Source organism: Blastococcus sp. SYSU D00695, assembly GCF_054050555.1.
Window position 1 is genome coordinate 166,946 of record NZ_JBJGZP010000005.1, and the last position, 25,650, is coordinate 192,595.

The 25,650-nt window shown below is 76.9% G+C and carries 26 protein-coding genes; 17 read left to right on the plus strand and 9 right to left on the minus strand.

All coding sequences use genetic code 11. The annotated features are described in order from the left end of the window. Positions 1–40: 40 nt before the first annotated feature. Positions 41–1,222 carry an acetoin utilization protein AcuC gene (locus ACI781_RS05500; RefSeq protein ID WP_456565067.1) on the minus strand — a complete coding sequence of 394 codons (1,182 nt, stop codon included), beginning with the start codon at positions 1,220–1,222 and terminating at the stop codon, positions 41–43. Positions 1,223–1,399: 177 nt separating this feature from the next. Here ACI781_RS05500 and ACI781_RS05505 point away from each other — a divergent pair, with 177 nt between their 5' ends. Both ACI781_RS05505 and ACI781_RS05510 read left to right on the plus strand, forming a co-directional pair. After that, on the plus strand, positions 1,400–2,134 hold the full coding sequence (locus ACI781_RS05505; RefSeq protein ID WP_456565068.1) for a metal-dependent transcriptional regulator: 735 nt from the start codon (positions 1,400–1,402) through the stop codon (positions 2,132–2,134). A 63-nt stretch (positions 2,135–2,197) separates the two neighbouring features. Beyond that, a complete protein-coding gene (locus ACI781_RS05510) occupies positions 2,198–4,294 on the plus strand; it encodes a S9 family peptidase (protein WP_456565069.1) in 2,097 nt (698 codons plus the stop codon). Between the two features lie 16 nt (positions 4,295–4,310). Here the strand turns inward: ACI781_RS05510 and ACI781_RS05515 are convergent, their stop codons facing one another. Together ACI781_RS05515 and ACI781_RS05520 are read right to left on the minus strand one after the other, a co-directional pair. Beyond that, a complete protein-coding gene (locus tag ACI781_RS05515; RefSeq protein WP_456565070.1) occupies positions 4,311–5,366 on the minus strand; it encodes a DUF4192 domain-containing protein in 1,056 nt (351 codons plus the stop codon). 89 nt (positions 5,367–5,455) lie between these two features. Next, a complete protein-coding gene (locus ACI781_RS05520; protein ID WP_456565071.1) occupies positions 5,456–5,749 on the minus strand; it encodes a Dabb family protein in 294 nt (97 codons plus the stop codon). A gap of 85 nt (positions 5,750–5,834) precedes the next feature. On the opposite strand from ACI781_RS05520, the gene ACI781_RS05525 reads away from it, so the two are divergent. From ACI781_RS05525 to ACI781_RS05545, 5 genes are read left to right on the plus strand one after another with little or no spacing between them, the layout of a single operon-like run. Next, a complete protein-coding gene (locus ACI781_RS05525) occupies positions 5,835–7,088 on the plus strand; it encodes a glycosyltransferase family 4 protein (protein ID WP_456565072.1) in 1,254 nt (417 codons plus the stop codon). Positions 7,089–7,098: 10 nt separating this feature from the next. After that, the gene (locus ACI781_RS05530; protein WP_456565073.1) at positions 7,099–7,884 is read left to right on the plus strand and encodes a class I SAM-dependent methyltransferase; all 786 of its coding nucleotides are present in this window, start codon (positions 7,099–7,101) and stop codon (positions 7,882–7,884) included. 46 nt (positions 7,885–7,930) lie between these two features. Next, positions 7,931–8,959: a prenyltransferase gene (locus ACI781_RS05535; protein WP_456565074.1), complete on the plus strand. Its 1,029-nt coding sequence runs from the start codon at positions 7,931–7,933 to the stop codon at positions 8,957–8,959. A gap of 31 nt (positions 8,960–8,990) precedes the next feature. Further along, entirely contained in the window at positions 8,991–9,875 is an 885-nt protein-coding gene (locus ACI781_RS05540) for a glycosyltransferase family 2 protein (protein WP_456565075.1), read from the plus strand. Continuing rightward, on the plus strand, positions 9,872–10,768 hold the full coding sequence (locus ACI781_RS05545; RefSeq protein WP_456565076.1) for a glycosyltransferase family 2 protein: 897 nt from the start codon (positions 9,872–9,874) through the stop codon (positions 10,766–10,768). The genes ACI781_RS05540 and ACI781_RS05545 overlap by 4 nt, the downstream gene beginning before the upstream one ends. Positions 10,769–10,977: 209 nt before the next feature. Here ACI781_RS05545 and ACI781_RS05550 read toward each other — a convergent pair whose 3' ends face one another. The 4 genes from ACI781_RS05550 to ACI781_RS05565 all read right to left on the minus strand — a co-directional run bounded on the left by ACI781_RS05550 (position 10,978) and on the right by ACI781_RS05565 (position 13,722). Beyond that, complete coding sequence (locus ACI781_RS05550; protein ID WP_456565077.1) at positions 10,978–11,307, minus strand: TraR/DksA family transcriptional regulator; 330 nt, start codon at positions 11,305–11,307, stop codon at positions 10,978–10,980. Beyond that, positions 11,297–11,929, minus strand: a complete 633-nt coding sequence (locus ACI781_RS05555) for a class I SAM-dependent methyltransferase (RefSeq protein ID WP_456565078.1) — start codon at positions 11,927–11,929, stop codon at positions 11,297–11,299. The genes ACI781_RS05550 and ACI781_RS05555 overlap by 11 nt, the downstream gene beginning before the upstream one ends. Beyond that, the gene (locus ACI781_RS05560) at positions 11,926–13,236 is read right to left on the minus strand and encodes a YibE/F family protein (RefSeq protein ID WP_456565079.1); all 1,311 of its coding nucleotides are present in this window, start codon (positions 13,234–13,236) and stop codon (positions 11,926–11,928) included. Before ACI781_RS05560 ends, ACI781_RS05555 begins: the two co-directional genes overlap by 4 nt. A 123-nt stretch (positions 13,237–13,359) precedes the next feature. After that, positions 13,360–13,722, minus strand: a complete 363-nt coding sequence (locus ACI781_RS05565; protein ID WP_456565080.1) for an STAS domain-containing protein — start codon at positions 13,720–13,722, stop codon at positions 13,360–13,362. Positions 13,723–13,913: 191 nt separating this feature from the next. Between ACI781_RS05565 and ACI781_RS05570 the strand changes: the two genes are divergently transcribed. The 7 genes from ACI781_RS05570 to ACI781_RS05600 all read left to right on the plus strand — a co-directional run bounded on the left by ACI781_RS05570 (position 13,914) and on the right by ACI781_RS05600 (position 19,604). Then, positions 13,914–14,414, plus strand: coding sequence for an Hsp20/alpha crystallin family protein (locus ACI781_RS05570; protein WP_456565081.1), 501 nt, complete (start codon positions 13,914–13,916; stop codon positions 14,412–14,414). Between the two features lie 98 nt (positions 14,415–14,512). Further along, positions 14,513–14,878, plus strand: coding sequence for a helix-turn-helix domain-containing protein (locus ACI781_RS05575; protein WP_456565082.1), 366 nt, complete (start codon positions 14,513–14,515; stop codon positions 14,876–14,878). 55 nt (positions 14,879–14,933) lie between these two features. Next, positions 14,934–15,239: a metal-sensitive transcriptional regulator gene (locus tag ACI781_RS05580; RefSeq protein WP_456565083.1), complete on the plus strand. Its 306-nt coding sequence runs from the start codon at positions 14,934–14,936 to the stop codon at positions 15,237–15,239. A 23-nt stretch (positions 15,240–15,262) separates the two neighbouring features. Beyond that, positions 15,263–15,472: a heavy-metal-associated domain-containing protein gene (locus tag ACI781_RS05585; protein WP_456565084.1), complete on the plus strand. Its 210-nt coding sequence runs from the start codon at positions 15,263–15,265 to the stop codon at positions 15,470–15,472. 9 nt (positions 15,473–15,481) lie between these two features. Next, the gene (locus ACI781_RS05590; RefSeq protein WP_456565085.1) at positions 15,482–16,396 is read left to right on the plus strand and encodes a hypothetical protein; all 915 of its coding nucleotides are present in this window, start codon (positions 15,482–15,484) and stop codon (positions 16,394–16,396) included. Beyond that, positions 16,393–18,699 carry a heavy metal translocating P-type ATPase gene (locus ACI781_RS05595; protein ID WP_456565086.1) on the plus strand — a complete coding sequence of 769 codons (2,307 nt, stop codon included), beginning with the start codon at positions 16,393–16,395 and terminating at the stop codon, positions 18,697–18,699. Before ACI781_RS05590 ends, ACI781_RS05595 begins: the two co-directional genes overlap by 4 nt. After that, entirely contained in the window at positions 18,696–19,604 is a 909-nt protein-coding gene (locus tag ACI781_RS05600; protein WP_456565087.1) for an oxidoreductase, read from the plus strand. The genes ACI781_RS05595 and ACI781_RS05600 overlap by 4 nt, the downstream gene beginning before the upstream one ends. Before the next feature lie 158 nt (positions 19,605–19,762). Here ACI781_RS05600 and ACI781_RS05605 read toward each other — a convergent pair whose 3' ends face one another. Both ACI781_RS05605 and ACI781_RS05610 read right to left on the minus strand, forming a co-directional pair. Beyond that, positions 19,763–20,698: a M56 family metallopeptidase gene (locus tag ACI781_RS05605; RefSeq protein WP_456565088.1), complete on the minus strand. Its 936-nt coding sequence runs from the start codon at positions 20,696–20,698 to the stop codon at positions 19,763–19,765. A 1-nt stretch (position 20,699) separates the two neighbouring features. Next, positions 20,700–21,068: a BlaI/MecI/CopY family transcriptional regulator gene (locus tag ACI781_RS05610; RefSeq protein WP_456565089.1), complete on the minus strand. Its 369-nt coding sequence runs from the start codon at positions 21,066–21,068 to the stop codon at positions 20,700–20,702. Positions 21,069–21,179: 111 nt separating this feature from the next. On the opposite strand from ACI781_RS05610, the gene ACI781_RS05615 reads away from it, so the two are divergent. The 3 genes from ACI781_RS05615 to ACI781_RS05625 form a co-directional block, all read left to right on the plus strand. Beyond that, positions 21,180–22,784, plus strand: a complete 1,605-nt coding sequence (locus ACI781_RS05615; protein WP_456565090.1) for a cytochrome ubiquinol oxidase subunit I — start codon at positions 21,180–21,182, stop codon at positions 22,782–22,784. A gap of 13 nt (positions 22,785–22,797) precedes the next feature. Next, on the plus strand, positions 22,798–23,832 hold the full coding sequence (cydB, locus tag ACI781_RS05620; protein ID WP_456565091.1) for a cytochrome d ubiquinol oxidase subunit II: 1,035 nt from the start codon (positions 22,798–22,800) through the stop codon (positions 23,830–23,832). Beyond that, on the plus strand, positions 23,829–25,650 hold a 1,822-nt coding region (locus tag ACI781_RS05625), incomplete at its 3' end, for an ATP-binding cassette domain-containing protein (RefSeq protein WP_456565092.1). The genes cydB and ACI781_RS05625, both read left to right, overlap by 4 nt.

The following is a 25,650-nucleotide window of genomic DNA, read 5'->3' on the forward strand; positions in this document are numbered from 1 at the left end:
CCCCGTCCCGAGGCTCACCGCGAGCGCGCGAGCGGGGTCCTCAATCACGGGGGTCGTCCGGGTCGAGGCCGAGGTAGGGGAAGGAGGCGCGGCGGGTGCGCAGGACGGCGCGGTCCACGCGGGACTCGGTGAACGGGTCCCAGTGCGCGAAGCCGGTGTAACCGCCCTCGGTCATGTGCGTCGGTGGTCGGGCCCGCAGCCCGCGACGGACGACGTCCTCCCGCCAGGACTCCGGGATCTCGGTCTCCGGGTCCAGCCGGTCGCCGGAGGCCTCGGCGATCAGGTGGGTCCAGGCCCGCGGCACGCACCGGACCAGCCCGTACCCGCCGCCGCCGAGTGCGACCCAGCGGCCGTCGCACAGCTGGTGGGCGAGGTCGTGCAGCGCGCGGTAGCTGGCGCGCTGGCCGTCGACGGTGAGCGCCAGGTCGGCCATCGGGTCCTCGTGGTGGGCGTCGCAGCCGCACTGGGTGACCAGGATCTGCGGCTCGAACGCTCGCAGCGCGCCGGGCACCACGGCGTGGAAGGCCCGCAGCCAGCCGGAGTCGTCGGTGCCGTTGGGCAGGGCCAGGTTGACCGCGCTGCCCAGCGCCTTCTCCGGGTCGCCGGTCTCCTCCGGGTAGCCGGTGCCCGGGAACAGGGTGAGCGGCGTCTGGTGGATGCTGACCGTGAGCACCCGCGGGTCGTCGTAGAAGGCGGCCTGGACGCCGTCGCCGTGGTGCACGTCGACGTCGACGTAGGCGATCCGCTCGTAGCCCTGGGCGAGCAGCCAGGCGATCGCGACCGCCGCGTCGTTGAAGACGCAGAACCCCGACGCCCGGTCGCGCATCGCGTGGTGCAGCCCGCCGGAGATGTTGACCGCGTGCTGCGCGCCGCCCTCGTGCACCAGTCGGGCGGCCTCCACGCTGCCGCCGGTGATGAGCGCGGCCGCGTCGTACATGCCGGGGAAGATCGGGTTGTCGTCGGTGCCCAGGCCGTGGCCGACGCCGGGGTCTCCCGGCGCGCGCCGCACGGCGTCGAGGTAGGCCGGGTCGTGCACCAGCGTGAGGAGGTCCTCGCCGGCGGGCCGGGGCGACACCACGGTGACGCGGTCCCCGGAGAGGACGCCCAGCGAGTCCGCCAGCTGCATGGTCAGGTCGAGGCGCACGGGGTGCATCGGGTGGTCGCCGCCCATGGTGTAGCCCAGCAGCGCGTCGTCCCAGACGACGGCGACGGAGTCGCTCACGATCCCTCCTCGCCGGGCAGGCCGGCTCCGCCGGCTCCGCACCCGCCGTCGGGTCCGGTTCCCGGGGTCCCCGACGCTACCGCCGGGAATCGGGCACGGCGTGCCGCCGTTGCCGTGGGCGGTTGACCGGGGACGTCGCCGCTCGCCCGTACGATCGCCGTGACACGGAGGAGAGTTGTGAACGATCTCATCGACACCACGGAGATGTACCTCCGGACGATCTTCGAGCTCGAGGAGGAGGGCATCGTCCCGCTCCGGGCCCGGATCGCCGAGCGCCTGCACCAGAGCGGCCCCACGGTGAGCCAGACGGTCGCGCGCATGGAGCGCGACGGCCTGCTCACCGTCGAGGGCGACCGGCACCTGCAGCTGTCCCCGGAGGGCCGCCGCCTGGCCACCGCCGTCATGCGCAAGCACCGGCTGGCCGAGTGCCTGCTCGTGGACGTGATCGGCCTGGACTACGCCGACGTCCACGAGGAGGCGTGCCGCTGGGAGCACGTCATGAGCGAGGCGGTGGAGAAGAAGCTGCTGGCCCTGCTCGGCAACCCGACGGTCTCCCCGTTCGGCAACCCGATCCCCGGGCTCGACGAGCTCGGCGCCCAGCCGGTCGCCGCCCCGGTCGGCGGCGAGACGTCGGCCGTGCTCGACGCGCTCACGCTGCTGTCGACCACCGCGACCGCCGAGGGCCGGCGGGTGCAGATCCGCCGGATCAGCGAGCAGCTGCAGGAGGACACGAGCCTCATCCGGGCGCTCGCCCAGCAGGGCGTGCGGCCCGGCGTGACCGTCGTCGCCCGCCAGGAGGGCGACGCGATCAGCGTCGACGGCGAGCCGCTGCCGGCAGGCGTGGCGCAGCACCTGTTCGTCCACGCCCTCGACGAGGACCTCACCCCCGCGCAGGCGGCGGCCCGCCTCTGACGGGCCGCGGCGGGGGTCGTGCACGAGGAGCCGGGCCGGCGGCCGGTCACTAACGTGGCCGGGGTGAGCCAGGCCGACGTCACGACCCCCGCCCCCGACGCCCCGGCCGGGGAGGCCGCCGCGCCGGACCCGTTCGCCGACCTCGCCGCGTTCGTCGCCCTGCCACGGGTGACCGGGCTGGCGCTCTCCCCCGACGGCCGGCGCCTGGCCGTGTCGGTGCAGACGCTGGACCCGCCGCGGAAGAAGTGGGTGTCGGCCCTGTGGGAGGTCGACCCCGACGGGCAGCGGCCCCCGCGGCGGCTGACCCGCAGCGCCCCCGGCGAGTCGGCGCCGGTCTTCGCCCCCGACGGCACGCTGCTGTTCACCTCCGCCCGCCCGGACCCGGGCGCCGGGCCGGACGCGGGCGAGCCGAAGCCGGCCCTGTGGAGCCTGCCGGCCGACGGCGGCGAGGCGCGGCTGGTCGTGGCGCACCCGGCCGGCGTCGCCGGCGTGACGGTGGCCGCCGGCAGCGGGGACGTCGTCGTGGTCGCCCCGGCGATGCCCGGCGCCGACGACGCCGAGGCCGAGTCCGCCCGCCGCGCGGCGCGCAAGGACGCCGGGGTCACCGCGGTGCTGCACGAGCGCTACCCGGTCCGGCACTGGGACGCCGACCTCGGCCCCGACACCACCCACCTGTTCTGGGCCGGGCAGCTGCCGGCCGAGGACCCCTCGGGCGCCGCGCCGGAGCCGGTCGTGCTGCGCGACCTCACGCCCGGCGCGCTGCCGCCGGCCGGCGGCGGGGACGACCCGGCGCTGTCCCCCGACGGCAGCCTGCTGCTGGTCGTCGAGTCGGTGCCCGACGGGCCCGCCGGGCAGCGCACCCGCCTCGCGCTCGTCGACACCGCCACCGGGGCGTCCCGGCCGCTGGTCGACGACCCGCTGGCCGACGTCCACTCCGCCCGCTTCTCCCCCGACGGGTCGGCCGTCGTCTGCGTGCGCGAGAGCCTGTCCAGCTACGCCGAGCCGCCGGACTACACGCTGCTGCACGTCGAGGTCGCCTCCGGGACGACCCGTGACCTCACCGCCGGCTTCGACCGGTGGCCGAGCGCCCCGCAGTTCGCCGCGGACGGGACGGCCGTGTACTTCCTCGCCGACGACGACGGCCGGCACGCGCTGTTCCGGGTGCCAGCCGGTGGCGGCGAGCCGGTCCGGCTGACCGCCGACGGCGCCTACAGCGACCTGCGGGTGGCCCTCGACGGGAGCGCGCTGTACGCGCTGAGGTCGGCCTACGACGAGCCGCCGACGCCGGTGCGGCTGGACCCCGCGGCACCGATGCAGCAGCCGCCCGGCCTGCCCTCCCCCGGCGCGCTCGGCCCGCTGCCCGGCACCGTGCACGACGTCTCCGCGACCGCGGCCGACGGCAGCCGCGTGCAGTCCTGGCTGGTGCTGCCCGAGGGCGCGTCGGCCGAGTCGCCCGCCCCGCTGCTGCTGTGGGTCCACGGCGGGCCGCTGATGAGCTGGAACGCCTGGTCGTGGCGGTGGAACCCGTGGGTGATGGCGGCCCGCGGCTACGCCGTCCTGCTGCCCAACCCCGCGCTGTCGCAGGGCTTCGGGCAGGACTTCGTCCGCCGCGGCTGGGGCGCCTGGGGCGAGGCGCCCTACACCGACCTGATGGCGGCCGTCGACGCCGCGCTGGAGCGCCCCGACCTGGACGCGGAGCGGACCGCCGCGATGGGCGGGTCGTTCGGCGGCTACATGGCCAACTGGATCGCCACGCAGACCGACCGGTTCCGGGCCATCGTCACCCACGCCAGCCTGTGGAACCTCGACTCGTTCGTCGGCACCACCGACGCCGCCTACTTCTGGGAGAAGGAGTGGGGCGACCCGTTCACCGAGCCGCGCCGCTACGAGCTGCACTCCCCGCACCGCTTCGTCGACGCCATCCGCACCCCGATGCTGGTCATCCACGGCGACCGGGACTACCGGGTGCCGATCGGGGAGGCGCTGCAGCTCTGGTACGGGCTGCAGAAGCGCGGCGTCCCGTCGCGGTTCCTGTACTTCCCGGACGAGAACCACTGGGTGCTGACCCCCGGCAACTCGATCGTCTGGTACGAGACGGTGCTGGCGTTCCTCGCCGAGCACGTCCTGGACCGGCCGTGGGAGCGCCCCGCCCTGCTGTGACCGGGCCGCGCGGCACTCAGCCGGCCCGCCCGGCGACCTCGCTGACGACGAGCCGCAGGTCGGCCGGGGACAGCGCCCGGGACAGCGCCTCGGCCAGCAGCAGGGCGAGCGAGTAGCCGGGCCGGCTGGTCAGTGCGCGGTCGAGGGCCACGTTGGCCATCGCGCCGTCCCCGCGCAGCCAGGCGGAGACGGCCAGCAGCGTCGCGGGCGCGGCGTCCAGCGGGGCCGGCGCCCGGCGGGTGCACTCGGTCCACAGCGTCTCCGCGGCGGCGGCGTCCTCGCCCAGGGCGCAGCCGAGCGCGCGGTCGCGCAGGTCGCGGTCGTTCAGCGCCCAGACCACGGCCGCGACGTCGGGATCGGGCAGCCCCCCGGTGCGCCCGGGCGCGCAACGCCGCAGGGCCGCGGTCACCGCCTCCCACCCGTGCGGGCTGCCGGCGGCCTCCCAGACCGCCGACGCGCACGCCCGCCGGGCGTCCGCCGACGGCGGCGCGATCCGGTCGGCCAGCGCGGAGCGGGCGCGCTCCACGACCGCACCGCCGGCGACGGCGGCGGCCTCCACGGGTGAGACGCCCACCGGGAGCGGGGTGCCCGCACCCGGCGCGCAGCAGGAGCGGGGGCAGTCGTAGGACCACCACCGCCCGGCGCGCACCAGCAACACCTCCCGCACCGGCACCGCCTGGGCGTCCGCGGCGGCCACGAGGGCGCCGGCGAGGTCGCGGTGCGGCAGCCCCGGCACGTCCCCGCCGCGCGGGACCGCCCGCTCGAGCACGTCGGGAGCCTCCGAGACGACCACGACCAGGACCCCGGTCGCGCCGCTGCCCGCGACCCGGTCCAGCACCTCCGCGGCCATCCGCCGGGCCGTCCCCCCGGCCCCGTCCCCCGCCGTGCCCACGGCCGTGTCCCCCGCCGGCAGGTCCGCCCGGGCGACCATGCCCACGCGCTCCCCGCCGGGCCCGCCGAGCGCGACGAGCACCACCGACTCCTGCGGGGCGAACCCCAGCAGGGCCGGGAGGGCTGCGGCGACCTCCCCCGGGCCGGAGACGCGGACGGGAGGGTGCGGGAGTTCGGCCATGCCCCGACCGTGACCGCCCGCGACACCCGGCGGTCCCCGCCGGCGCGGGTTGTGGACGGCGCCGCGGGCTGTGGACGACCGGCGGCGGCTCAGACCTCGTACTGGACGGCGGTGCGCGCGGCGAGGATCGGGGTCACGTGGTCGGCGATCACCTGCAGGTGCACCGGGTCCTCCGCGTAGCGGCGCCAGGCCTGCGCGTCGGGGAAGTCGGCGACGAGCGCGGCGTGCCCGTTGCCCGGGCGCAGGCCGGCGTCCGGGCCGACGGCGAAGGAGGTCATCCCGCCGACGGTCTCCGGCAGGCGCCGCAGCTCGGCGAGCGTCGCCTCCCGGCGCTCCTCGTCGGCGTCGTCGGACCAGGTGAACACGACCACGTGGCGCATCATGCAGCCACCCTGTCAGCCCCCCGCGGCGCCGCGCACCCGACCGGGCGATCCCGGCCGCCGGAACCGGGTCGTTAGAGTCCGGGTCATGGGACGGCCGCTGCGCATCGCACTGCTGTCCTACCGGAGCAAGCCGCACAGCGGCGGGCAGGGCGTGTACGTCCGGGCCATCTCCCGCGAGCTCACGCACCTCGGCCACGACGTGCGCGTCCTCAGCGGTCAGCCCTACCCCGAGCTCGACGAGGGCGTCCCGCTGGAGCAGGTGCCCAGCCTCGACCTGTACCGCGAGCCCGACCCCTTCCGCGTGGTCCGGCCGTCGGAGATCCGCGACTGGATCGACGTCACCGAGTGGGCGACCATGGCCGTCGCCGGGTTCCCCGAGCCGCTGACGTTCAGCCTGCGCGCGGCGCGGCTGCTGCTGGCCCGCCGCGACGAGTTCGACGTCGTCCACGACAACCAGAGCCTCGGCTACGGGCTGCTGCGGCTGGTGCGCGCCGGGATCCCGACGGTGGCCACGGTGCACCACCCGGTGGCCATCGACCGCGAGCTGGAGCTGGCCGCCGCGCCCTCGCGGTCCCGCAAGCTCACCCTGCGCCGCTGGTACGCCTTCACCCGCATGCAGGCGCGCGTCGCCCCACGGCTGGACGCGATCACCACGGTGTCGGAGAACTCGCGCGCCGACATCGGCACCCACCTGGGCGTGCCGCCGGAGGGCATCTCGGTCATCCCGGTCGGCATCGACCCCGACGTCTTCACCCCGCCGCCGGCCGGCCGGCCGCGCGACCCCGAGTCGGTCGTCGTGGTGACCAGCGCCGACGTCCCGCTCAAGGGGCTGGTGCACCTGCTGGAGGCGGTCGCCAAGCTGCGCACCGAGCGGCCGGTGCACCTGACCGTGGTGGGCAGCGCCCGCCCCGGCGGCCCGGCGCAGACGGCGCTGGACCGCCTCGCGCTGCACGACGCGGTCACCTTCACCGGGTCGCTGCCCGAGGCCGACCTCGTCGGCCTGCTGCAGCGGGCCGCGGTGGTGGCGATCCCGTCGCTCTACGAGGGCTTCTCGCTGCCGGCCATCGAGGCGATGGCCTGTGGCACCCCGCTGGTGACCACCGACGCCGGCGCGCTGCCCGAGGTGGTCGGGACGCAGGCGGGCATCCGGGTGCGGGCCGGGGACGTCGGCGAGCTCACCGAGGCCCTGCGGCTGGTCCTGGACTCCCCCGGACTGCAGGAGCAGCTCGGCCGGGCCGGCCGGCGCCGCGTCCTCGCCAGCTACACCTGGCGCTCGGCCGCCGAGCGCACCGCCGACTGGTACGCCGAGGTGCTCGACCGGAAGAGGGCCGCCCAGTGAGGACGCGCACGTGCTGACCGTCGACTACGACCTGCTCGACCTCCGGCCGGGGATGACCCTGCTGGACCTGGGCTGCGGCGAGGGGCGGCACGCGTTCGAGGCCTACCGGCGCGGCGCCCGCGTCGTGGCGCTGGACTGGGGCGTGGACGAGGTCCGGACGACGCGCACCTGGCTGACCGCGATCGCCGAGACCGGCGAGGCCCCGGCGGGCGCGGCCGCGGCGTCGGTCCGCGGCGACCTGCTCCACCTGCCGGTGCCCGACGCCAGCGTGGACCGGGTCATCGCCGCCGAGGTGCTCGAGCACATCCCCGACGACCGCACCGCCATGGCCGAGATCGCCCGGGTGCTCAAGCCCGGCGGCCGCGTCGCCGTCAGCGTGCCCCGCTGGCTGCCGGAGCGGATCTGCTGGGCGCTGTCGGACACCTACCACGCCAACGAGGGCGGCCACATCCGCATCTACCGCGGCGACCAGCTGCGGTCCCGGCTGGCGGAGGCGGGCCTGCAGCCGGGCCCGCAGCACCACGCGCACGCCCTGCACGCGCCGTTCTGGTGGCTCAAGTGCGCGACCGGGGTGGAGCGCGACAACGCCGCCGTCCGCGCCTACCACCGGCTGCTGGTCTGGGACCTCACCGAGCGCCCGTGGGTCACCCGCACCGCCGAGAAGCTGCTCGACCCGGTCATCGGCAAGAGCCTCGTGGTCTACGCCGACAAGCCCGCGGTCCCCGCCGCCCCCGCCGCCCGCCGCTGGTCGGCCGGGTCCGGCCGGCCGGACCGGGAGCGGGCCGCTGCGCGCTGAGCCGGCGGACCTCCCCGAGCTCCCGGGGGTCCTCGCCGGCGGCCAGGTGCGCCAGACCGTCGACTGGATCGCCGACCAGCAGGACGCCGACGGCGCGCTCCCCTGGTTCCGCGGGGGCCAGCTCGACCCGTGGGACTCCGTCGAGGCGGCGATGGCGCTGGACGTCGGCGGCCGCCCCGACCGCGCCGCGGCCGCCTACCGCTGGGTGGCCGGCCGGCAGCGCCCCGACGGCTCCTGGGCCGCCGAACTGCGCCCGGCGGGCACCGGCTGGAGGGAGACGCAGGCGGGCGTGGAGAGCAACCACGCCGGCTACCTCGCCGTCGGCCTGTGGCACCGGTGGCTGGTCACCGGCGACGAGCAGCTGGTGGCCGAGCTGTGGCCGGCCGTGCGCCGCGGCCTGGACCTGGTCACCCGCATGCAGCTGCCCACCGGGGCGATCGGCTGGGCCCTGCGCCCGGACGGCACCCCCGACGACACGGCCCTGCTCACCGGCAACGCCAGCCAGTTCCAGGCCCTGCGCTGCGGGGTGGCGCTGGCCGCGCTGCTGGGTGAGCCGCAGCCGGACTGGGAGCTGGCCGCGGTCGGCCTCGGCGCGGCGCTGCGCCACCGCCCGGCCGCGTTCGCCGACCGGTCGCGCTACTCGATGGACTGGTACTACCCGGTCCTGGCCGGCGCCCTGACCGGCACGGACGCCGACGAGCGGCTGGCCGCCTCCTGGCCGGCGTTCGTCGTCCCGGGGCTGGGCATCCGCTGCGTGGCCGACCGGCCCTGGGTCACCGGCGCCGAGACCTGCGAGCTGGCCCTGGCCCTGGCCGCCGCCGGCCGGCCCGACGACGCGCTCGAGCAGGTGGCCGCCATGCAGCACCTGCGCGACGACGACGGCGCCTACTGGACCGGGCTGGTCTTCGCCGACGGAAAGCGCTGGCCGGTCGAGCGCACCACGTGGACCGCGGCCGCGGTGGTGCTGGCCGCCGACGCGCTCGCGGGCGCCACGGGCGGCAGCGGGCTGTTCGCCGACCCGGCCGCCCTCCCGCCGGTCGACGCCGACGAGGAGTTCGAGCCCCGAGCCGGTTGAGCCGGGCCGGGACTGGGCACGGTCCCCGGACGTGACCAGCACGTCCACCGAGCGCTCACCCCGCCCGGCGGGGACCGACGACGTCACGGTCGTCGTCATGAGCCGCGACCGCCGCGAGGACCTCCTCGCCTCGATGCCCCGGCACGAGGCGCGCGTCGTGTTCGTCGACAACGGCTCCACCGACGGGTCGGTCGACGCCGTCCGCGCCGCCCACCCCGACGTCACCGTGCTGCCGCTGGCCCGCAACGTCGGTGCCCGCGCCCGCACCCTGGGCGCCGAGCGCGCGGGCACGCCGTTCGTCGCCTTCGCCGACGACGACAGCTGGTGGGCACCGGGGGACCTGGCCCGGGCCGCGGCGGTGATGCGCGAGCACCCGCGGCTCGCGGTGCTCAACGCCCGGATCCTGGTCGGCCCCGAGGAGCGGCTGGACCCGGTGTGCGCGGAGATGGCCGCCAGCCCGCTGGGCACCGGGCCGGGCCTGCCCGGCCCGTCGCTGCTGGGGTTCGTCGCCTGCGGGGCGATGGTGCGCACCGAGGCGTTCCTGGCCGTCGGCGGCTTCGACCCGGTCGTCCGGTTCCCCGGCGAGGAGGAGCGGCTGACCCTCGACCTGGCCGCGGCCGGCTGGGGGCTGGCCTACGTCGACTCGGTCACCGTGCACCACCACCCCTCGTCCCGCCGGCACGACCCGGCGGCGCGGCGGACGGCGATCTGGCGGTCGCGGGTGCTCACCGCGGTGATGCGGCTGCCGGTGCGCCACGTCGCCGGGGTGGTCCTCGCCGCGCTGCGGGCCGGCCCCGCGGAGCGGCGCGGTCTCGCCCGGGCCCTGCCCGACCTGCCGCGGGCGGTGCGGCGGCGCCGCCGGGTGCCCGACGCCGTCCTCGCGCAGCGGCGGCTGCTGGAGGGAGGGGGCGGGTGAGGGACCCGCGGGTGGCCGTCGTCGTCATCACCCACCAGCGGCGGGCGGAGCTGCTGCTCGCACTGGAACGGCTGGTCGCGCTGCCCGAGCGGCCGCACGTCGTCGTCGTGGACAACGGCTCGACCGACGGCACCGCCGCCGCCGTCCGGTTCCGGTTCCCCCAGGTGGAGCTGGTCGCCAGCCCGGACAACCTGGGGGCGATCGGCCGCAACGTCGGCGTCGCCCGGGTGGGCACCCCCTACGTGGCCTTCTGCGACGACGACACCTGGTGGGAACCGGGCTCGCTGCGCACCGCCGCCGACGTGCTCGACGCCCACCCCCGGCTCGCCGTCGTGACGGCCCGGATCCTGGTCGAGCCCGGCGGGCGGGAGGACCCGATCGTGCCGGAGCTGCGCGACTCCCCCGTGCCCGGTGCCGGCTGGCTGCCCGGCCCCGCCCTGGGCTCCTTCCTGGCCGGCGCCTCGGTGGTGCGCCGGGAGGCGTTCACCGCGGTCGGCGGCTTCTCCCCGCGCCTGTGGCTGGGCGGGGAGGAGGAGCTGATGGCCGGCGACCTGGCCGCGGCCGGCTGGGAGCTGTGCTACCTGCCGGCGCTGACCGTGCACCACCGCGCGTCCCGGGTCCGTGACGCGCACCGGCGCCGCCGCGACGGCATCCGCAACACGCTGTGGACGACGTGGCTGCGCCGGCCGCTGTGGCCCGCGCTGCGCCGCACCGCGCACCTGCTGCGCACCCTGCCCCGGGACCGGGTGACCGCGCAGGGCCTGCTCGCCGCGGCCCGCGGGGTCCCGTGGCTGGTGCGCGAGCGTCGGGTCCTCCCGCCGCACGCCGAGGCGCGGTTCGCGGCCCTCGACGCCGTCCAGCGCCGGTCGACCGCCCGCCGCTACGTCAGCTGACCCGCCGCGACCCCGCCCGACCCCCTGGGCCCGCGGGACCCTGCCGAGACCCCCGGGACCCCTGCCGAGATCGGCGATCTGGGCAGCATCAGGCCCCGATGCCGCCGAGATCGCCGATCTCGGCAGACAGGGGCGGGAAGCGCGGCGGGGGCGGGAAGCGGGTCAGGGAGGCGCGGGAGCGGGTCAGGGAGGCGCGGGCGGGGGTGGGGTCAGCGGGCGCAGACGATGCAGGTGCGCGCCGCGGGGCGCACCGCCAGCCGCTCGGGGGCGATGTCGCGCCCGCAGCTCTCGCACACGCCGTAGGCGCCGGCGGCCCGGCGTGCCAGGGCGGCCTCGGCGTCGGCCAGCCGGCGGCGGGCGGCCTCCAGCAGCGCCGCGACCTGCTGCCGCTCGAAGGCGATGGTCGCGCCCTCGGGGTCGTGCTCGTCGTCGGCGTTGGACGACTGCGAGGCGGCGACGACGGCGTCGAACTCCCCGGTCAGCGCGGCGATCGCGGCGCGGGCGGCGTCCCGCTCGGCGGTCAGCCGGTCAGCGCTCACGGCGCAGCAGCCGCAGCGACCCGGCGCCGGGCAGCTCGGTGAAGTCCCCGGAGGCCAGCACCCGCTGGTAGACGCCGTACGGGGCCTGCCCGCCGTCGGCGGGGTCGGGGAAGACGTCGTGGATGGCCAGGGTGCCGCCGACGGCGAGCTTCGCGACCCACGCGTCCTGGTCGCGCCGGGCGGACTCCTCGGTGTGGCTGCCGTCGAGGAACAGCAGGGCCAGCGGCGTCGCCCACAGCGGGGCCAGCGCCTCCGACCGGGCGACGACGGCGATCACGACGTCCTCCGCGCCGGCCTCGGCGACCTGCCGCCGGAACCGCGGCAGGGTGTCGACCCGCCCCACGTGCGGGTCGACGAGCGCGGGGTCGTGGTACTCCCAGCCGGGCTGGTGCTCCTCCGAGCCGCGGTGGTGGTCGACGGTGACCACCTGCCGGCCCGTCTCGCGGGCGGCGGCGGCCAGGTACAGCGCCGACTTCCCCATCCAGCTGCCGACCTCCAGCAGCGGCCCAGGGACGGCGACGGAGCGGGCGGCCTCGTACAGCGCCGTGCCCTCGTCGTCGGGCATGAAGCCCTCGGCCGCCCGGGCGGCGGCGAGCAGGGCGGCCGCGGGTGCCCCCGTCACCGGGCGAACCGCGACCGCAGCGCGGCCAGACCCTTGTCCGACATGGACTGCGACTCCGATCCCGAGGCCGTCTGGGAGGCGGTCGCGAAGAACGCCCCGACGGCGGTGGTCACCGGCACCGCCAGCACGAGCGCGATGCCGCCGACCAGCGTACGGATCACCTCCTCGGCCAGCCCCGAGCTGGTGAGGGTCACCCCGGCCGGGCGGGAGTACAGCTCGAACAGCAGCAGCAGCGGCAGGGCGGCGCCGGCGTAGGCGAACACGACCGTGTAGACGGTGGAGGCGATGTGGTCGCGGCCGACGGCCATCCCCCGCAGGTACAGCTGCCGCCACCCCAGCGAGGGGTCCACCTCGTGCAGCTGCCAGATCGCCGAGGCCTGGGTGATGGTGACGTCGTTGAGCACGCCCAGCCCGGCCACCACGACGCCGGCGAGCACCAGCCCGGAGAAGTCCAGCCCCGGGTCGTAGCCCTGCAGGGTCACCGTCTCCTCGCTGGTGAGGCCGGTCAGCCGGGCCGCAGCCACCGCGATCGCGCCGAGGCCGGCGACCAGCGCGAGGCCGAACAGCGTGCCGACCAGCGCCGTCGTCGTCCGGGCGGAGAAGCCGTGCGCCAGGTAGAGGACGACGAACATGATCGCCGCCGAGCCGACCAGGGTCACCGCCGTCGGCGAGGACCCCTCCAGCAGGCCGGGCAGCATGAACTGCAGCAGGACGACGAACGCGAAGGCGAGCCCCAGCAGCGCCGCCAGCCCGCGCAGCCGGGCGACCGCGCCGACCACCACCGCGAACAGGATCGCGAGCAGCACCATGGGCGTGGTGCGCTCGTAGTCGGCGAAGGCGACCGTGGCCCCGCCCTCGGCCCCGCCGTCGCGGCTGAGCACGAGGACGTCGTCGACGTCGATCCCCGAGGCGTACACCTCCGCGGGCAGGTCCAGCTGCCGGTACTCCCCGGCGTCCTCCCCCTCCAGCACCTCGACGACGACCGAGGCACAGGTCAGCTCCTGCACCGTCCCGTCGTCCCCGGCCGGCAGCGAGCAGTCGTAGGGGTCGACGGAGACGACCCGGCCGTCGGGGTAGGTCGTGCCGGCGGGCAGCTGGACCTCCGCGGCCTCCTGCGCGCGGCTGGGCTCGCCGGAGGGCCACAGCCAGACCAGGCCGACGACGGTGGCCAGGCCGACGGGGACCAGCAGGACCAGCATGAGCCGGACCGCGCGGCGCCGGCGGGCGACGACCTCGGGCGGTGGCGGGGGCGCGTCGGGGTCCCTGCCGTGGGAGTGGCCGGTGTGGTCGTGCGGGGAGGCAGGCACCCGGTCAGGGTAAGGACCGGCACCGGTTCCCCCGCGCACGCGCGCGGGGGTGCCCGGCCGGTGACGGGAGCGGCGGGGCTGCGGTCCCGGGCGCGCACCGCTCGGGCCGCGGCCGCTCGCGGCTCACGTCTCGAGCACCGGGAAGCGGTGCCAGAGCCCCGACAGCTGCAGCGGCCGGGCGACGACGGCGCGCGGCCGGACGAGGACGACGTCCACGCCCCGGGGCGCTGTCATCTTCTGCAGCTGCACGAGCACGGCCATGCCGGCGGAGTTCATGAACGTCACCTCGCCCAGCCGCAGCTCGACCCGGCGGAGGGTGGGCTCCTCAAGCAGCACGTCGGTGACGGCGCGCACGAGCGGCCGGCGGGCGGCCTCGGTCAGCTCGCCGGTGAGGGTCAGGGTGCAGACCTCGCCGCCTCGGTGCTCCTGCACGTCGAGGACGTGCGGGCCGGCGGGTGCTGCTGCATCGCTGGAGATGTCGTCCACGGTGCCCTCCTGCCCCGTTCGGCCCGTCCCGCAACCCCGGGCACCCGGGCGCCGCCGCCCCGCAGCCCGGGGGAACACCAGCACACGGGAGACGTTTACAGGAACGCACGACCGAGGTAATCTCCACTTGCCACTAGAGGTTCTCCTCGGGCAGCGAACCGCACCCAGCGACACCAGGAGGTTGACCAGCCATGATGCTGACCGCCTACGACCCGTTCGCCGCCACGTCCGCCGCCTTCCGCGCGCTGGACCAGCTGACCGGCCGCTCGGGCTCGACGACCGCCCGCCCCCTGTCGGGCATGCCGATGGACGCCTACCGCGTCGGGGACAACTTCGTCGCCCACTTCGACCTGCCCGGCGTCGACCCGGGGTCGATCGACCTGTCGGTCGAGGGCAACACGCTCACGATCAGCGCCGAGCGCTCGGTGCCGCAGATCGAGGGCGCCGAGTGGACCGTCGCGGAGCGCCCCTTCGGCAGCTACACCCGCCAGCTGGTGCTCGGCCGCAGCCTGGACACCGACCGCCTCGAGGCGCACTACCACGACGGCGTGCTCACCCTGAGCATCCCGGTGGCCGAGAAGGCCCGGGCCCGCAAGATCACCGTCACGCGGGCCGACACGCCGGCCACCGTGCAGCCGCGCACCATCGAGGGCGAGCACGGGCAGTCGGAGCAGCCGGCGGTCGAGAGCTGACGGCGGCGGTCGCCGCCCGCACGGGCGGCGACGGGATCGGGCCGGAGGGCCGGACCGCCGAGGTCCGGCCCTCCGTCGTCCCGGGAGGAGGGAGCACCGTGGGCACACCCGAGGAGCGGGACGGCCCGGCCGACCCGCTGCGCCGGCTGGACGACCCGGACTACCCCGCGCTGACGATGAGCCAGGCCGCCGACCTGCTGGGCGTGCAGGCCGCGTTCCTGCGCAGCCTCGACGGCTCCGGCGCCCTGCACCCGCACCGCTCCCCCGGCGGCCACCGCCGCTACTCCCGGGCCCAGCTGACCGTGGCCGCCCGCCTGCGGGCGCTGCTCGACGACGGGCACACCCTCGCCTCCGCGGAGGTCATCGTCGGGCTGCAGGACGAGCTCGCCGACGCCCGGGCCGACACCGCCCGGCTGCAGGGGGCGGTCGACCGGCTGCAGGCCGACCGGGACGACGCCGGCTGAGCAGCGCACCGTGGGACGCTGGACGCCGATACCCAACGGGGGTATGGTTCGCGCCATGGACGACGGCACGGCGCACGCCCCGCACGGGTACATCTCCCGCAAGGACGACTACCTCAAGCGCCTGCGCCGCATCGAGGGCCAGGCCCGCGGCCTGCAGCGGATGGTCGAGGACGAGAAGTACTGCATCGACATCCTCACCCAGGTCTCGGCGATGACCAGCGCGCTGCAGTCGGTGGCGCTGGGGCTGCTCGAGGAGCACATGGCGCACTGCGTGGTCGCGGCCGCCCAGGCCGGCGGCCCCGAGGCCGACGAGAAGGTCCGCGAGGCCTCGGCCGCCATCGCCCGGCTCGTCCGCAGCTGACCCGACACCCCGAGGAGATCCCCGTGAGCACCAGCACCTACACCGTCGTCGGCATGACCTGCGGCCACTGCGTCTCCGCCGTGACCGAGGAGGTCGGCGCCCTGCCCGGCGTCAGCGAGGTCCACGTCGACCTGCCGATCGGCGCGGTCACCGTCACCAGCGACGCCCCCCTCGACGAGGCCGCCGTGGCCGCCGCCGTCGAGGAGGCCGGGTACGAGCTGGCCGGGAGCTGACCCGCGGCCATGGGCACCACGGGGCGGGTCGCCGCCTTCGCGCTCGGGCTGGCCGCCGCCTTCGGCGCCGCCCTGGGGGTGGGCGCCGCGGTCGGGCCGGTGGACGCCGAGCCCGCCGCGGCGACGCACGGCACCGACAGCCACGGCGGTGACCCCCACGCCGACGGCGGGCACGAGGACGACTCGGCGTCGGACGGCGCGGGAGGGGAGGTCGCCGTCGGCGGGCTGTCGGTGAGCGAGGCCGGCTACACCCTCGACGTCCCCCGCACGCTGCCGGCCGGCCCGGCGACGCCCCTGGCCTTCCGCGTCCTCGGCCCCGACGGCGCGCCGGTGACCGCCTTCGACGTCGTGCACGAGGAGGACCTGCACCTGGTCGCCGTCCGCCGCGACCTCAGCGGGTACCAGCACGTGCACCCCACGCCGTCCCCGGACGGCACCTGGACCGTCCCGCTGGACCTCACCCCGGGCAGCTGGCGGCTGGTCGCCGACACCACCCCCTCGGCCCTCGGCGCGGGCCTCACCCTCGGCGCGGACGTGTCCGTGCCCGGTGACCTCGCGCCGGCGGAGCTGCCACCCCCGGCCGCGACCGCCGAGGTCGACGGGTACACCGTCGTGCTCACCGGCACCCTCACTGACGGCGCGGAGACCGAGCTGACCCTGAGCGTCAGCCGCGACGGCGTCCCCGTGACCGACCTGCAGCCCTACCTGGGGGCCTACGGCCACCTCGTGGTGCTGCGCTCCGGCGACCTGGCCTACCTGCACGTGCACCCGGCCGACCCGGCCGACGGCGCCGCCCCCGCGCCCGGGCCGCACGTCGCCTTCGTCACGACCGCTCCCTCGGCGGGCACCTACCGCCTGTTCCTCGACTTCCGGCACGGCGACGTCGTCCGCACCGCGGAGTTCACCGTGGAGGTCCCCGCATGACCCGGCCCGCGACCGAGCCCGCCCCCGTCCAGCTCGAGCTGCTCATCGGCGGGATGACCTGCGCCTCCTGCGCCGCCCGCGTGGAGAAGAAGCTCAACCGGATGGACGGCGTCACCGCCACCGTCAACTACGCCACCGAGAAGGCGCGGGTGACCGTCGCCGGCGACGTCCCCGTCGACGACCTCATCGCCACGGTGGAGAAGACCGGGTACACGGCACACCTGCCCGAGCCGGAGCCCGAGGCGCCGGCCGCGGAGACCGACGCCGATCGGCCGCTCCGCACGCGGCTGCTGGTCTCCCTCGCGCTGACCGTGCCCGTCGTGGCGATGGCGATGGTGCCGGCGCTGCAGGTGCAGTACTGGCAGTGGCTGTCGCTGACGCTGGCCGCGCCGGTCGTCGTGTGGGGCGGGCTGCCGTTCCACCGGGCGGCCTGGACCAACCTGCGGCACGGCGCGGCCACCATGGACACCCTCGTCTCCCTCGGCACCCTCGCCGCGTTCGCGTGGTCGCTGTACGCGCTGTTCTGGGGCACCGCCGGCACACCCGGCATGACCCACCCCTTCTCGTTCACCGTCGAGCGCGCGGACGGCGCCGGGCAGGTCTACCTGGAGGCCGCGGCCGGGGTCACCACCTTCCTGCTCGCCGGCCGCTACGCCGAGGCGCGCGCCAAGCGGCGGTCGGGTGCGGCGCTGCGCGCGCTGCTGGAGCTCGGCGCCAAGGAGGTGTCGGTGCTGCGCGGCGGCACCGAGCACCGGGTGCCGGCCGCCCAGCTCGCCGTCGGGGACCTGTTCGTCGTCCGGCCCGGGGAGAGGATCGCCGCCGACGGCGTGGTGACCGAGGGGTCCTCGGCCGTCGACGCCTCGATGCTGACCGGCGAGCCCGTGCCGGTGGAGGTCGGCCCGGGCGACGCGGTCACCGGCGGCACCGTCGACGCCGGCGGCCGGCTGGTCGTGCGCGCCACCCGGGTCGGCGCGCAGACGCAGCTGGCCCAGATGGCCCGGCTGGTCGAGGAGGCGCAGAACGGCAAGGCGCAGGTGCAGCGGCTGGCCGACCGGGTCTCGGCGGTCTTCGTGCCGGTGGTGCTCACCCTCGCCGTCGCCACGCTCGGGTTCTGGATCGGCGCCGGCGGCGGGCTGCCCGCGGCGTTCACCGCGGCCGTCGCCGTGCTGATCATCGCCTGCCCCTGCGCGCTCGGGCTGGCCACGCCGACCGCGCTGATGGTCGGCACCGGGCGCGGCGCGCAGCTGGGCATCCTCGTCAAGGGCCCGGAGGTGCTGGAGTCCACCCGCCGGGTCGACACGGTGGTGCTGGACAAGACCGGCACCGTCACCACCGGGCGGATGGCGCTGCACGACGTCGTCCCCGCGGCCGGCGAGGACCCCGCGGCGGTGCTGCGGGTGGCCGGCGCGCTCGAGGCGGCGTCGGAGCACCCGATCGGCCAGGCGGTCGCCCGCGCGGCGGCGGAGCGGGGTGAGCTGCCGGCGGTCGTGTCGTTCGGCAACGTCGAGGGGCTCGGGGTCACCGGCACCGTCGAGGGCCGCGCGGTCGTCGTGGGCCGGCCGCGGCTGCTGGCCGAGCGGTCGGTGCCGCTGCCCGCGGAGCTCGAGACCGCGCGCGCCGCGGCCGAGGCCGCCGGGCGCACCGCCGTCGCCGTCGCCTGGGAGGGCGCCGCCCGCGGGCTGCTCGTCGTCGCCGACACGGTCAAGCCGACCTCGGCCGCGGCCGTCGGCCAGCTGCGCGACCTGGGCCTGCGGCCGGTCCTGCTCACCGGCGACAACGAGCGCGCCGCCCGCGCCGTGGCCGCCGAGGTCGGCATCGACGACGTGATCGCCGAGGTGCTGCCCGCCGACAAGGCCGCCGTCGTCCGGCGGCTGCAGGGCGAGGGCCGGGTGGTGGCGATGGTCGGCGACGGCGTCAACGACGCCGCGGCGCTCGCCCAGGCCGACCTGGGGCTGGCGATGGGCACCGGCACCGACGTGGCGATCGAGGCCAGCGACCTCACGCTGGTCCGCGGCGACCTGCGGGCCGCCGCCGACGCGATCCGGCTCAGCCGCCGCACCCTCGCCGTCATCAAGGGCAACCTGTTCTGGGCGTTCGCCTACAACGTCGCGGCGATCCCGCTGGCCGTCGCCGGGCTGCTGAACCCGATGATCGCCGGCGCCGCGATGGCGTTCAGCTCGGTGTTCGTGGTGACCAACAGCCTGCGGCTGCGCGGCTTCGCGCCGCTGCCGGGCAACGGGGCGGCCACCGGCCCGCTGCCGGACGACCGGCCGGCGACCCGCGCCTACGCTGGATCGGCATGACGAGCGCCCGCACCGGGTCGGAGCCCCCCGTCGACCTCCCGCCGCAGGCCGGCCGCACCGCGGTCGTCACCGGCGCGACCAGCGGGCTCGGGCTGGAGACCGCCCGCGCGCTGGCCGCCGCGGGCGCCCACGTCGTCCTCGCCGTGCGGGACCCCGCGCGCGGGGCGGCGGTCGCGGCCGGGCTGCCCGGGTCGACCGAGGTGCGCCGGCTGGACCTGGCCGACCTCGCCTCGGTGCGCGCGTTCGCCGCGGGCTGGAGCGGCCCGCTGGACGTGCTGGTCAACAACGCCGGCGTGATGTGGGTGCCCGCCGGGGAGACCGTCGACGGGTTCGAGACCCACCTGGGCACCAACCACCTCGGCCCGTTCGCGCTGACCAACCTGCTGCTGCCGCACCTGACCGACCGGGTCGTCACCGTCTCCTCGTCCACCCACCGGATGGGCGGCCTCGACGTGGACGACCTCGGCTGGCGGCGCCGTCCCTACTCCCCCACCGCCGCCTACGCCGCCTCCAAGCTCGCCAACCTGCTGTTCACGCTGGAGCTGCAGCGGCGGCTGACCGCCGCCGGGTCGCGCCTGCGGGCGCTGGCCGCCCACCCCGGCTACGCGGCGACCAACCTGCAGGGCCACACCGGCAACCGCGCCTGGGACGCGCTCATGGGGGTGGCCAACCGGGTCGTGGCCACCAGCGCCGCCGAGGGCGCGCTGCCCACGCTCTTCGCCGCGACCGCGGACCTGCCCGGCGGCGGCTACGCCGGGCCGAGCCGGCTGGCCGAGACCCGCGGGGCGCCCACCCTGGTCGGCCGGACCCCCGCCGCCAGCGACCCGCGGCTGGCCGCCGCGCTGTGGGCCCGCTCGGTGGAGCTCACCGGCGTCGACTCCCCCTCCCCGCTGCCGGCGGGCTGACCCGCCCCAGGCCCGGCGCGGCCCCACCCTGCGGGCGGGATCGGCACCCTGCGGGCCGGATCCCGCCCGCAGGGTGCGGAATCGCCCCGCAGAGTGCGCGGACGGCGGGCTCGGAGGACGGCGGGCTCGGCGGACGGCGGGCTCGGCGGACGGCCGGCTCAGAGGACGGCGGGGAGGAGCAGCAGCGCGGTCGGGACGGCGAGCAGCAGCACCGCCGCCGTCAGCACCGCGGCGCGCACCGCGGCCGGCAGCGGCGCCGGCGGCTCCAGCAGCCGCCGCACTCGGGCGGTGACCGCCCCGCCGGACGCGGCCAGCGCCCCCGACGGCACGCCGTCGCCCCCGCTGGAGGCACCGGCCGCGACGATCGCCCGCGCCAGGGTGCGGCGGGGGTCGGGGCCGGGCACCGCCGCCAGCGCGACGTCGTCGGCGCGCATCTCGACCAGGGTGCGGACGGCGACGTGCGCGCGGGCCGCGGCGGGCAGCACCGGCAGCGCCGCCTCCCACGCCACGAACGGCAGCAGGTAGAGGTGGTGGTGCTCGCGCAGGTGGGCCCGCTCGTGCGCGACGACGGCGGCGAGCTGGGCGTCGTCGAGCTCGGCGACCATCCCGGCGGACAGGACCAGCAGCGGGCGGGCGCCGGGGATGCAGAAGGCCACCGGCGCGGGGGTGTCCAGCAGCCGGGCGTCGGGCACGGTGTCGGCCGGCCGGACGACGACCTCCAGCAGCTCGCGGTGCCGGCGGCGGGCGCGGGCGGTGCGCCACCACGACAGCGCGAGCACCCCGAGCAGCTGGGCGGCCAGGGCCCCGGCCAGGGTCAGCGCGACCCAGTGGTCCCCGCGGACCCGCCCGGCGGCTGGGGCCCCGGTGAGCAGGTGCCAGCCGGCCTCGGGCAGCGAGTGCCCCCACGGCGCCAGCCCGTGCACCAGCAGCGCGCCGATGATCGACAGGCCACCGGCCAGGCCCAGCGCCTGCCAGCTGACCAGCGCGACGAGCGGGTCGCGCCCCGGCCAGCGGGCCCGGCCCAGCAGGGCCGGCACCGGCCAGGCCAGCAGCGCGGCGAGCACCGCCAGGGTGGCGGCGGTGGCGGGGAGCACGTCAGGCGGTCGGGGCGGCCGCGGTGTCCGGACCGGTCAGCAGCCGGCGCAGCAGCGCGGCCTCCTCGGCGTCGACGCTGCCGACGAAGCGGGCCAGGACCGCCTGCCGGTCGGCGGCCTGGCCGAGCACCTCGTGCATGAGCTCGGCCGCGTGCTCCTCGCGGGTCGCGGTCGGCCGGAAGCGGCGCGGGCGGGCCTCGTCGTGGGCGACGAACCCCTTGGCCTCCAGCCGGCCGAGCACCGTGTGCACGGTGGTCAGCGCCAGGCCGCGGTCGGCGAGGGCGTCGCGGAGGTCGGTCGCGGCCAGCGGGCCGGCGGCGGCCCACAGCCGGTCCATGACGGCGCGTTCGAGGTCCCCCAGCGAGGCCATCGCTCCTCCTGTCCGGCGTGTCACACGCCCGATTTTCTACAACGTGTAGAACTCTTCTTCTACGCGACGTAGAAAGGATACGTCGGATCGGACGGCGCGAGGAGACCCCGGGTGGACGTGCTCGGACTGGACACACTGGACGTGGCCCGCTGGCAGTTCGGGATCACCACCGTCTACCACTTCCTGATGGTGCCGCTGACCATCGGCCTGGGGATTCTGGTCGCGGTCATGCACACGATGTGGGTGCGGACGAACAAGCCCGAGTGGCTGCGGATGACCCGCTTCTGGGGCCGCATCTACCTCATCAACTTCGCCCTGGGCGTCGCCACCGGACTGGTCCAGGAGTTCCAGTTCGGCCTCGCCTGGAGCGAGTACTCGCGCTTCGTCGGCGACGTGTTCGGCGCGCTGCTCGCGCTCGAGGCGCTGCTGGCCTTCTTCCTCGAGTCCACGTTCCTCGGCCTGTGGATTTTCGGCTGGGGACGCATCCCCAAGAAGCTGCACCTGGCCGCGCTGTGGGCCGCGGTCATCGGCTCGATCGTGAGCGCCTACTTCATCATCGCCGCGAACTCCTGGATGCAGCACCCCGTCGGCGTCGAGGTCGGCGCGGACGGCCGGCCGGAGCACGTGGACTTCCTCGCCGTCCTGACCAACAACACCGCACTGGCCGCCTTCAGCCACGCGATCGTCGCCGCGCTCATGGTCGCCGGCGCGCTGCTGGTCGGCATCGGCCTGTGGCACCTGCGCCGGCGGAAGCTGGCGCAGCAGCCGGACACCGACGTGGATCACCAGGTGTGGCGGCGGTCGGTGCGGCTGGGCGGGTTCGTGTCGCTGGCCGCGTTCGTGCTCGTCGCGGTCACCGGCGACTGGCAGGGCAAGCTCATGTACCAGCAGCAGCCGCTGAAGATGAGCTCGGCCGAGGCGCTGTGCGAGACCGAGTCGCCGGCCCCCTTCTCGATCTTCGCCTTCGGCAAGCTGGGCTCCAACGAGTGCGACGACGTCCACTCCTGGACCGTCCCCGGCCTGCTGTCCTTCCTCGCGCACAGCGACTTCGAGACCGCCGTCCCCGGCGTCAACGAGCTGCAGGAGCGGTACGCCGAGACCTACGGCACGACCTACCCCGACGACCCGTCCTTCGGTGACCGGGCCGGCGGCGAGATCGACTACACGCCGCTGCTCGCGGTCACCTACTGGAGCTTCCGGCTGATGATCGGCATGGGGGCGGTCTCGGCGGCCGTCGCGGCCTACGCGCTGTGGGCCACCCGGCGGGGCCGGGTACCGACCTCGCGGATCGGCGTCTACGGCTCGCTGCTGGCCGTGGCCGCGCCGTTCGTCGCCAACGCCACCGGGTGGGTCTTCACCGAGATGGGCCGCCAGCCCTTCGTCGTCTACCCGAACCCCGACGTCCCGGTCGGCGAGCAGGTGTACTTCTTCACCGCCCAGGCCGTCTCCCCCGGCGTCAGCGCGGGCGAGGTGCTCACGTCGCTGATCGCGCTGAGCGCCGTCTACGGCGCGCTCGCGGTGGTCGAGCTGTGGCTCATCACCCGCTTCGTCCGCCGCGGCGTCACCACCGGGGACGCGCACCCCACGCCGGTCGCCCTGCCCTCGCAGCGCGCCCGGGACGACGACCGGGACGACGGCGATGGCGACGGCGGCCCGTCCTCCGGCGGCCGCTCGCGGCCGGACCGCGACGACGACGTCCTCTCCTTCGCGTACTGATCGGGGTATCGCCATGGACCTGCAGACCCTCTGGTTCGCCGCGGTCGCGGTGCTCTGGATCGGCTTCCTCCTGCTCGAGGGCTTCGACTTCGGCGTGGCCGCCCTCCTGCCGGTGCTCGGCCGGCGCGGTGGCGTCGAGGGGCGGGCCGACCGGCACCTCATGCTGCGCACCATCGGCCCGGTCTGGGACGGCAACGAGGTGTGGCTGATCACCGCCGTCGGCGCGGTGTTCGCCGCCTTCCCCGGCTGGTACGCCACCTGGCTGCCGGCGCTGTACCTGCCGTTCGTGTTCGTGCTCTTCGGGCTGATCATCCGGGCGGTGGCCTTCGAGTGGCGGCACTCGCACCACACGGAGACCTGGGACCGCACCTGGACGTGGGTCATCACCGGCGGCTCGCTGATCGCCGCCGCCGGCATCGGCGCGGCGCTGGGCGCGACCACGCTCGGGCTGCCGATCGACGCCGACGGCAACCGGGTCGGCGGCCCGCTCGCCGGGCTGGGCTGGCCGGCGCTGCTGGGCGCCGTCGCCGTACTCGCCTACTCGGTCGTGCACGGCGCGGTGTTCCTGGCGCTGAAGACCGACGGGCCGCTCCGGGTCGCGGCGCACGCCCTGGCGCTGCGCTGGGCGCCCGTCGCGGCGCTGCCGCTGCTGGGCTGGGCCGGCATCGTGCACCTGCGGTACGGCACGCCGGTCACCGCGGTGCTGTGGCTGGTCGCGGCCCTGGCCGTGGTGCTGGCCTGGGCGCGGCTGCGGGCCGGCCGCGAGGGCCAGGCGTTCGCCGCCTGGGGGACGATGCTCGCGGCCGCGGCCGCCACGATCTTCGGCGCGGCCTACCCGGTCGTCATCCCCTCGACCGTCGACGCCGCCTTCGACGTCACCGTCGCCGACGCCGCGGTCAGCGACTACACGCTCACGGTCATGACCTGGGCCGCCGGGATCGGCCTGCCGGTGGTGCTGGCCTACCAGACCTGGACCTACTGGGTGTTCCGCAAGCGGCTGACCGCGCAGCCGCAGCACGCGCACGAGCCGGAGCAGGTGCCGGCGTGAGCAGGGCGCCGCGCGCGACCGGCGCCGCCCGGGGACCGCTGGCGGCGCTGGCGGGCGTCCCGGCGCTGCGCGGCACGCTGGCCCGGGCGGCCGTCGCCGCGCTGGGGCAGGCGGCGGGGCTGGTGCTGCTGGCCGCGGGCCTGGCCGCCGCCGTCGCCCGCGCGGCCGGGTACGCCGAGGGCGCCGTCCTCCCCCCGCTGGCGGTGGCCGCCGGCGGCGCGGTGCTGCGCGCGGTCGCCGGGGCGGTGGGCGAGCTGCTGGCCGCCCGCGACGCCCGGCGCGCCGAGGAGCAGCTGCGCGAGCGGCTGCTGGCGCGCCTGGCCGGCTCGCCCGCCGCCGTCGAGGCGGCCGGCGGCCCGGGCCCGGCCGCCGTCCTGGCCACCACGCGGCTGGCCGACCTCGCGCCCGGCCTCGCCACGTACCTGCCGGCGCTGGCGCAGACGCTCGTGGTGCCGCCCCTGCTGCTCGTCGTGCTCGCCTGGACCGACCTGCTGTCGGCGGTCCTGGTCGCCGTCACCCTGCCGCTGGTGCCGGTGTTCATGGTCCTGGTCGGCCTGACCACCCGCGACGGGACGACGGAGTCGGCCCGCGCGCTGGACCGCATCGCCGCGCACGTCGCCGAGCTGGTGCGCGGGCTGCCCGTGCTCGTCGGGCTCGGCCGGGCCGCCGAGCAGGTGACCGCCCTCGCCGGGCTGGGCGAGGCCGCGCGGCGCCGCACCCTGGCCACCCTCCGGCTCGCCTTCCTCTCCTCGCTGGTGCTCGAGCTGATCGCCACGCTGTCGGTGGCGCTGGTCGCGGTCACCGCCGGCCTGCGGCTGGTGCACGGCGACCTGCCGCTGGCGGTCGCGCTGACCGCGCTGCTGCTCGCCCCCGAGGCGTTCGCGCCGCTGCGCGCCCTCGGCTCCGCCCATCACGCCGGCGAGGCCGCCACGCTCGCGGCGGCCGAGGCCCGCGCGGTCCTCGCCGCCGACGACGGCAAGGCCGCGGTGGTCGCGGCCGGCGGGGACGACGACGACCCGCGGGGCGCCGACCTCGCCGTCACCGCCCTGACCGTGCGCCACCCCGGTCGCGGCGTGCCGGCCCTGCCGCCGGTGGACCTCGCCGTCCGCCCCGGCGAGCTCGTCGCGCTGCGCGGCCGCAGCGGCTCGGGCAAGTCGACGCTGCTGGCCGCCCTGGCCGGGGTGCTGCCGCCGGACGCGGTGGTCGCCGGCACGGTCGGCGGCGTGCCCACCGGCGCGGTCGCCTGGGTGCCCCAGCACCCGCGCACCACCGGCGCGACCGTCGCCGACGAGCTCCGCCGGCACGCCGGTGCGGCGCCGGGCGTCGACGAGGTCGTCGCGGAGGCCCACGTCGTCGAGGTGCTGGCCCGGGTGGGCGCCGCCGACCTCGCCGGCCGCTCGTGCGAGACCCTCTCCCCCGGCGAGCTGCAGCGGGTGGCCCTGGCGCGGGCCCTCGTGCGGGTCCGCCGCGGCGCCCGGCTGCTGCTGCTCGACGAGCCGACCGCCTCGCTCGACGCCGCCGCCACGGCCCGGGTGGCCGCCGTCCTCGCCTCGCTGCGCGGGACCGTCACCGTCCTGCTGGTGACCCACGACCCGGTGCTGGCCGCGCTCGCCGACCGCACGGTCGACCTCCCCGCCCCCGCGACCACCCCCGCCGCTCCGCTCCCCACCCCCGCCGCTCCGCTCCCCACCCCCGCTACTCCGCCGAGATCGGCGATCTCGGCGGTATCAGCGGCTGATGCCGCCGAGTTCGCCGCTCTCGGCGCGCGGGGGGACGGCGTCAGGGGTCTTGGCGCGCGGGGGGACCGCGTTAGGGGTC

Coding starts and splice junctions, on each gene's coding strand:
- ACI781_RS05600 (WP_456565087.1), top strand. CDS start 18,696: ATGACGAGCGCCCGCACCGGGTCGGAGCCCCCCGTCGACCTCCCGCCG.
- ACI781_RS05580 (WP_456565083.1), top strand. CDS start 14,934: ATGGACGACGGCACGGCGCACGCCCCGCACGGGTACATCTCCCGCAAG.
- ACI781_RS05520 (WP_456565071.1), bottom strand. CDS start 5,749: ATGATGCGCCACGTGGTCGTGTTCACCTGGTCCGACGACGCCGACGAG.
- ACI781_RS05595 (WP_456565086.1), top strand. CDS start 16,393: ATGACCCGGCCCGCGACCGAGCCCGCCCCCGTCCAGCTCGAGCTGCTC.
- ACI781_RS05570 (WP_456565081.1), top strand. CDS start 13,914: ATGATGCTGACCGCCTACGACCCGTTCGCCGCCACGTCCGCCGCCTTC.
- ACI781_RS05515 (WP_456565070.1), bottom strand. CDS start 5,366: ATGGCCGAACTCCCGCACCCTCCCGTCCGCGTCTCCGGCCCGGGGGAG.
- ACI781_RS05590 (WP_456565085.1), top strand. CDS start 15,482: ATGGGCACCACGGGGCGGGTCGCCGCCTTCGCGCTCGGGCTGGCCGCC.
- cydB (WP_456565091.1), top strand. CDS start 22,798: ATGGACCTGCAGACCCTCTGGTTCGCCGCGGTCGCGGTGCTCTGGATC.
- ACI781_RS05610 (WP_456565089.1), bottom strand. CDS start 21,068: ATGGCCTCGCTGGGGGACCTCGAACGCGCCGTCATGGACCGGCTGTGG.
- ACI781_RS05525 (WP_456565072.1), top strand. CDS start 5,835: ATGGGACGGCCGCTGCGCATCGCACTGCTGTCCTACCGGAGCAAGCCG.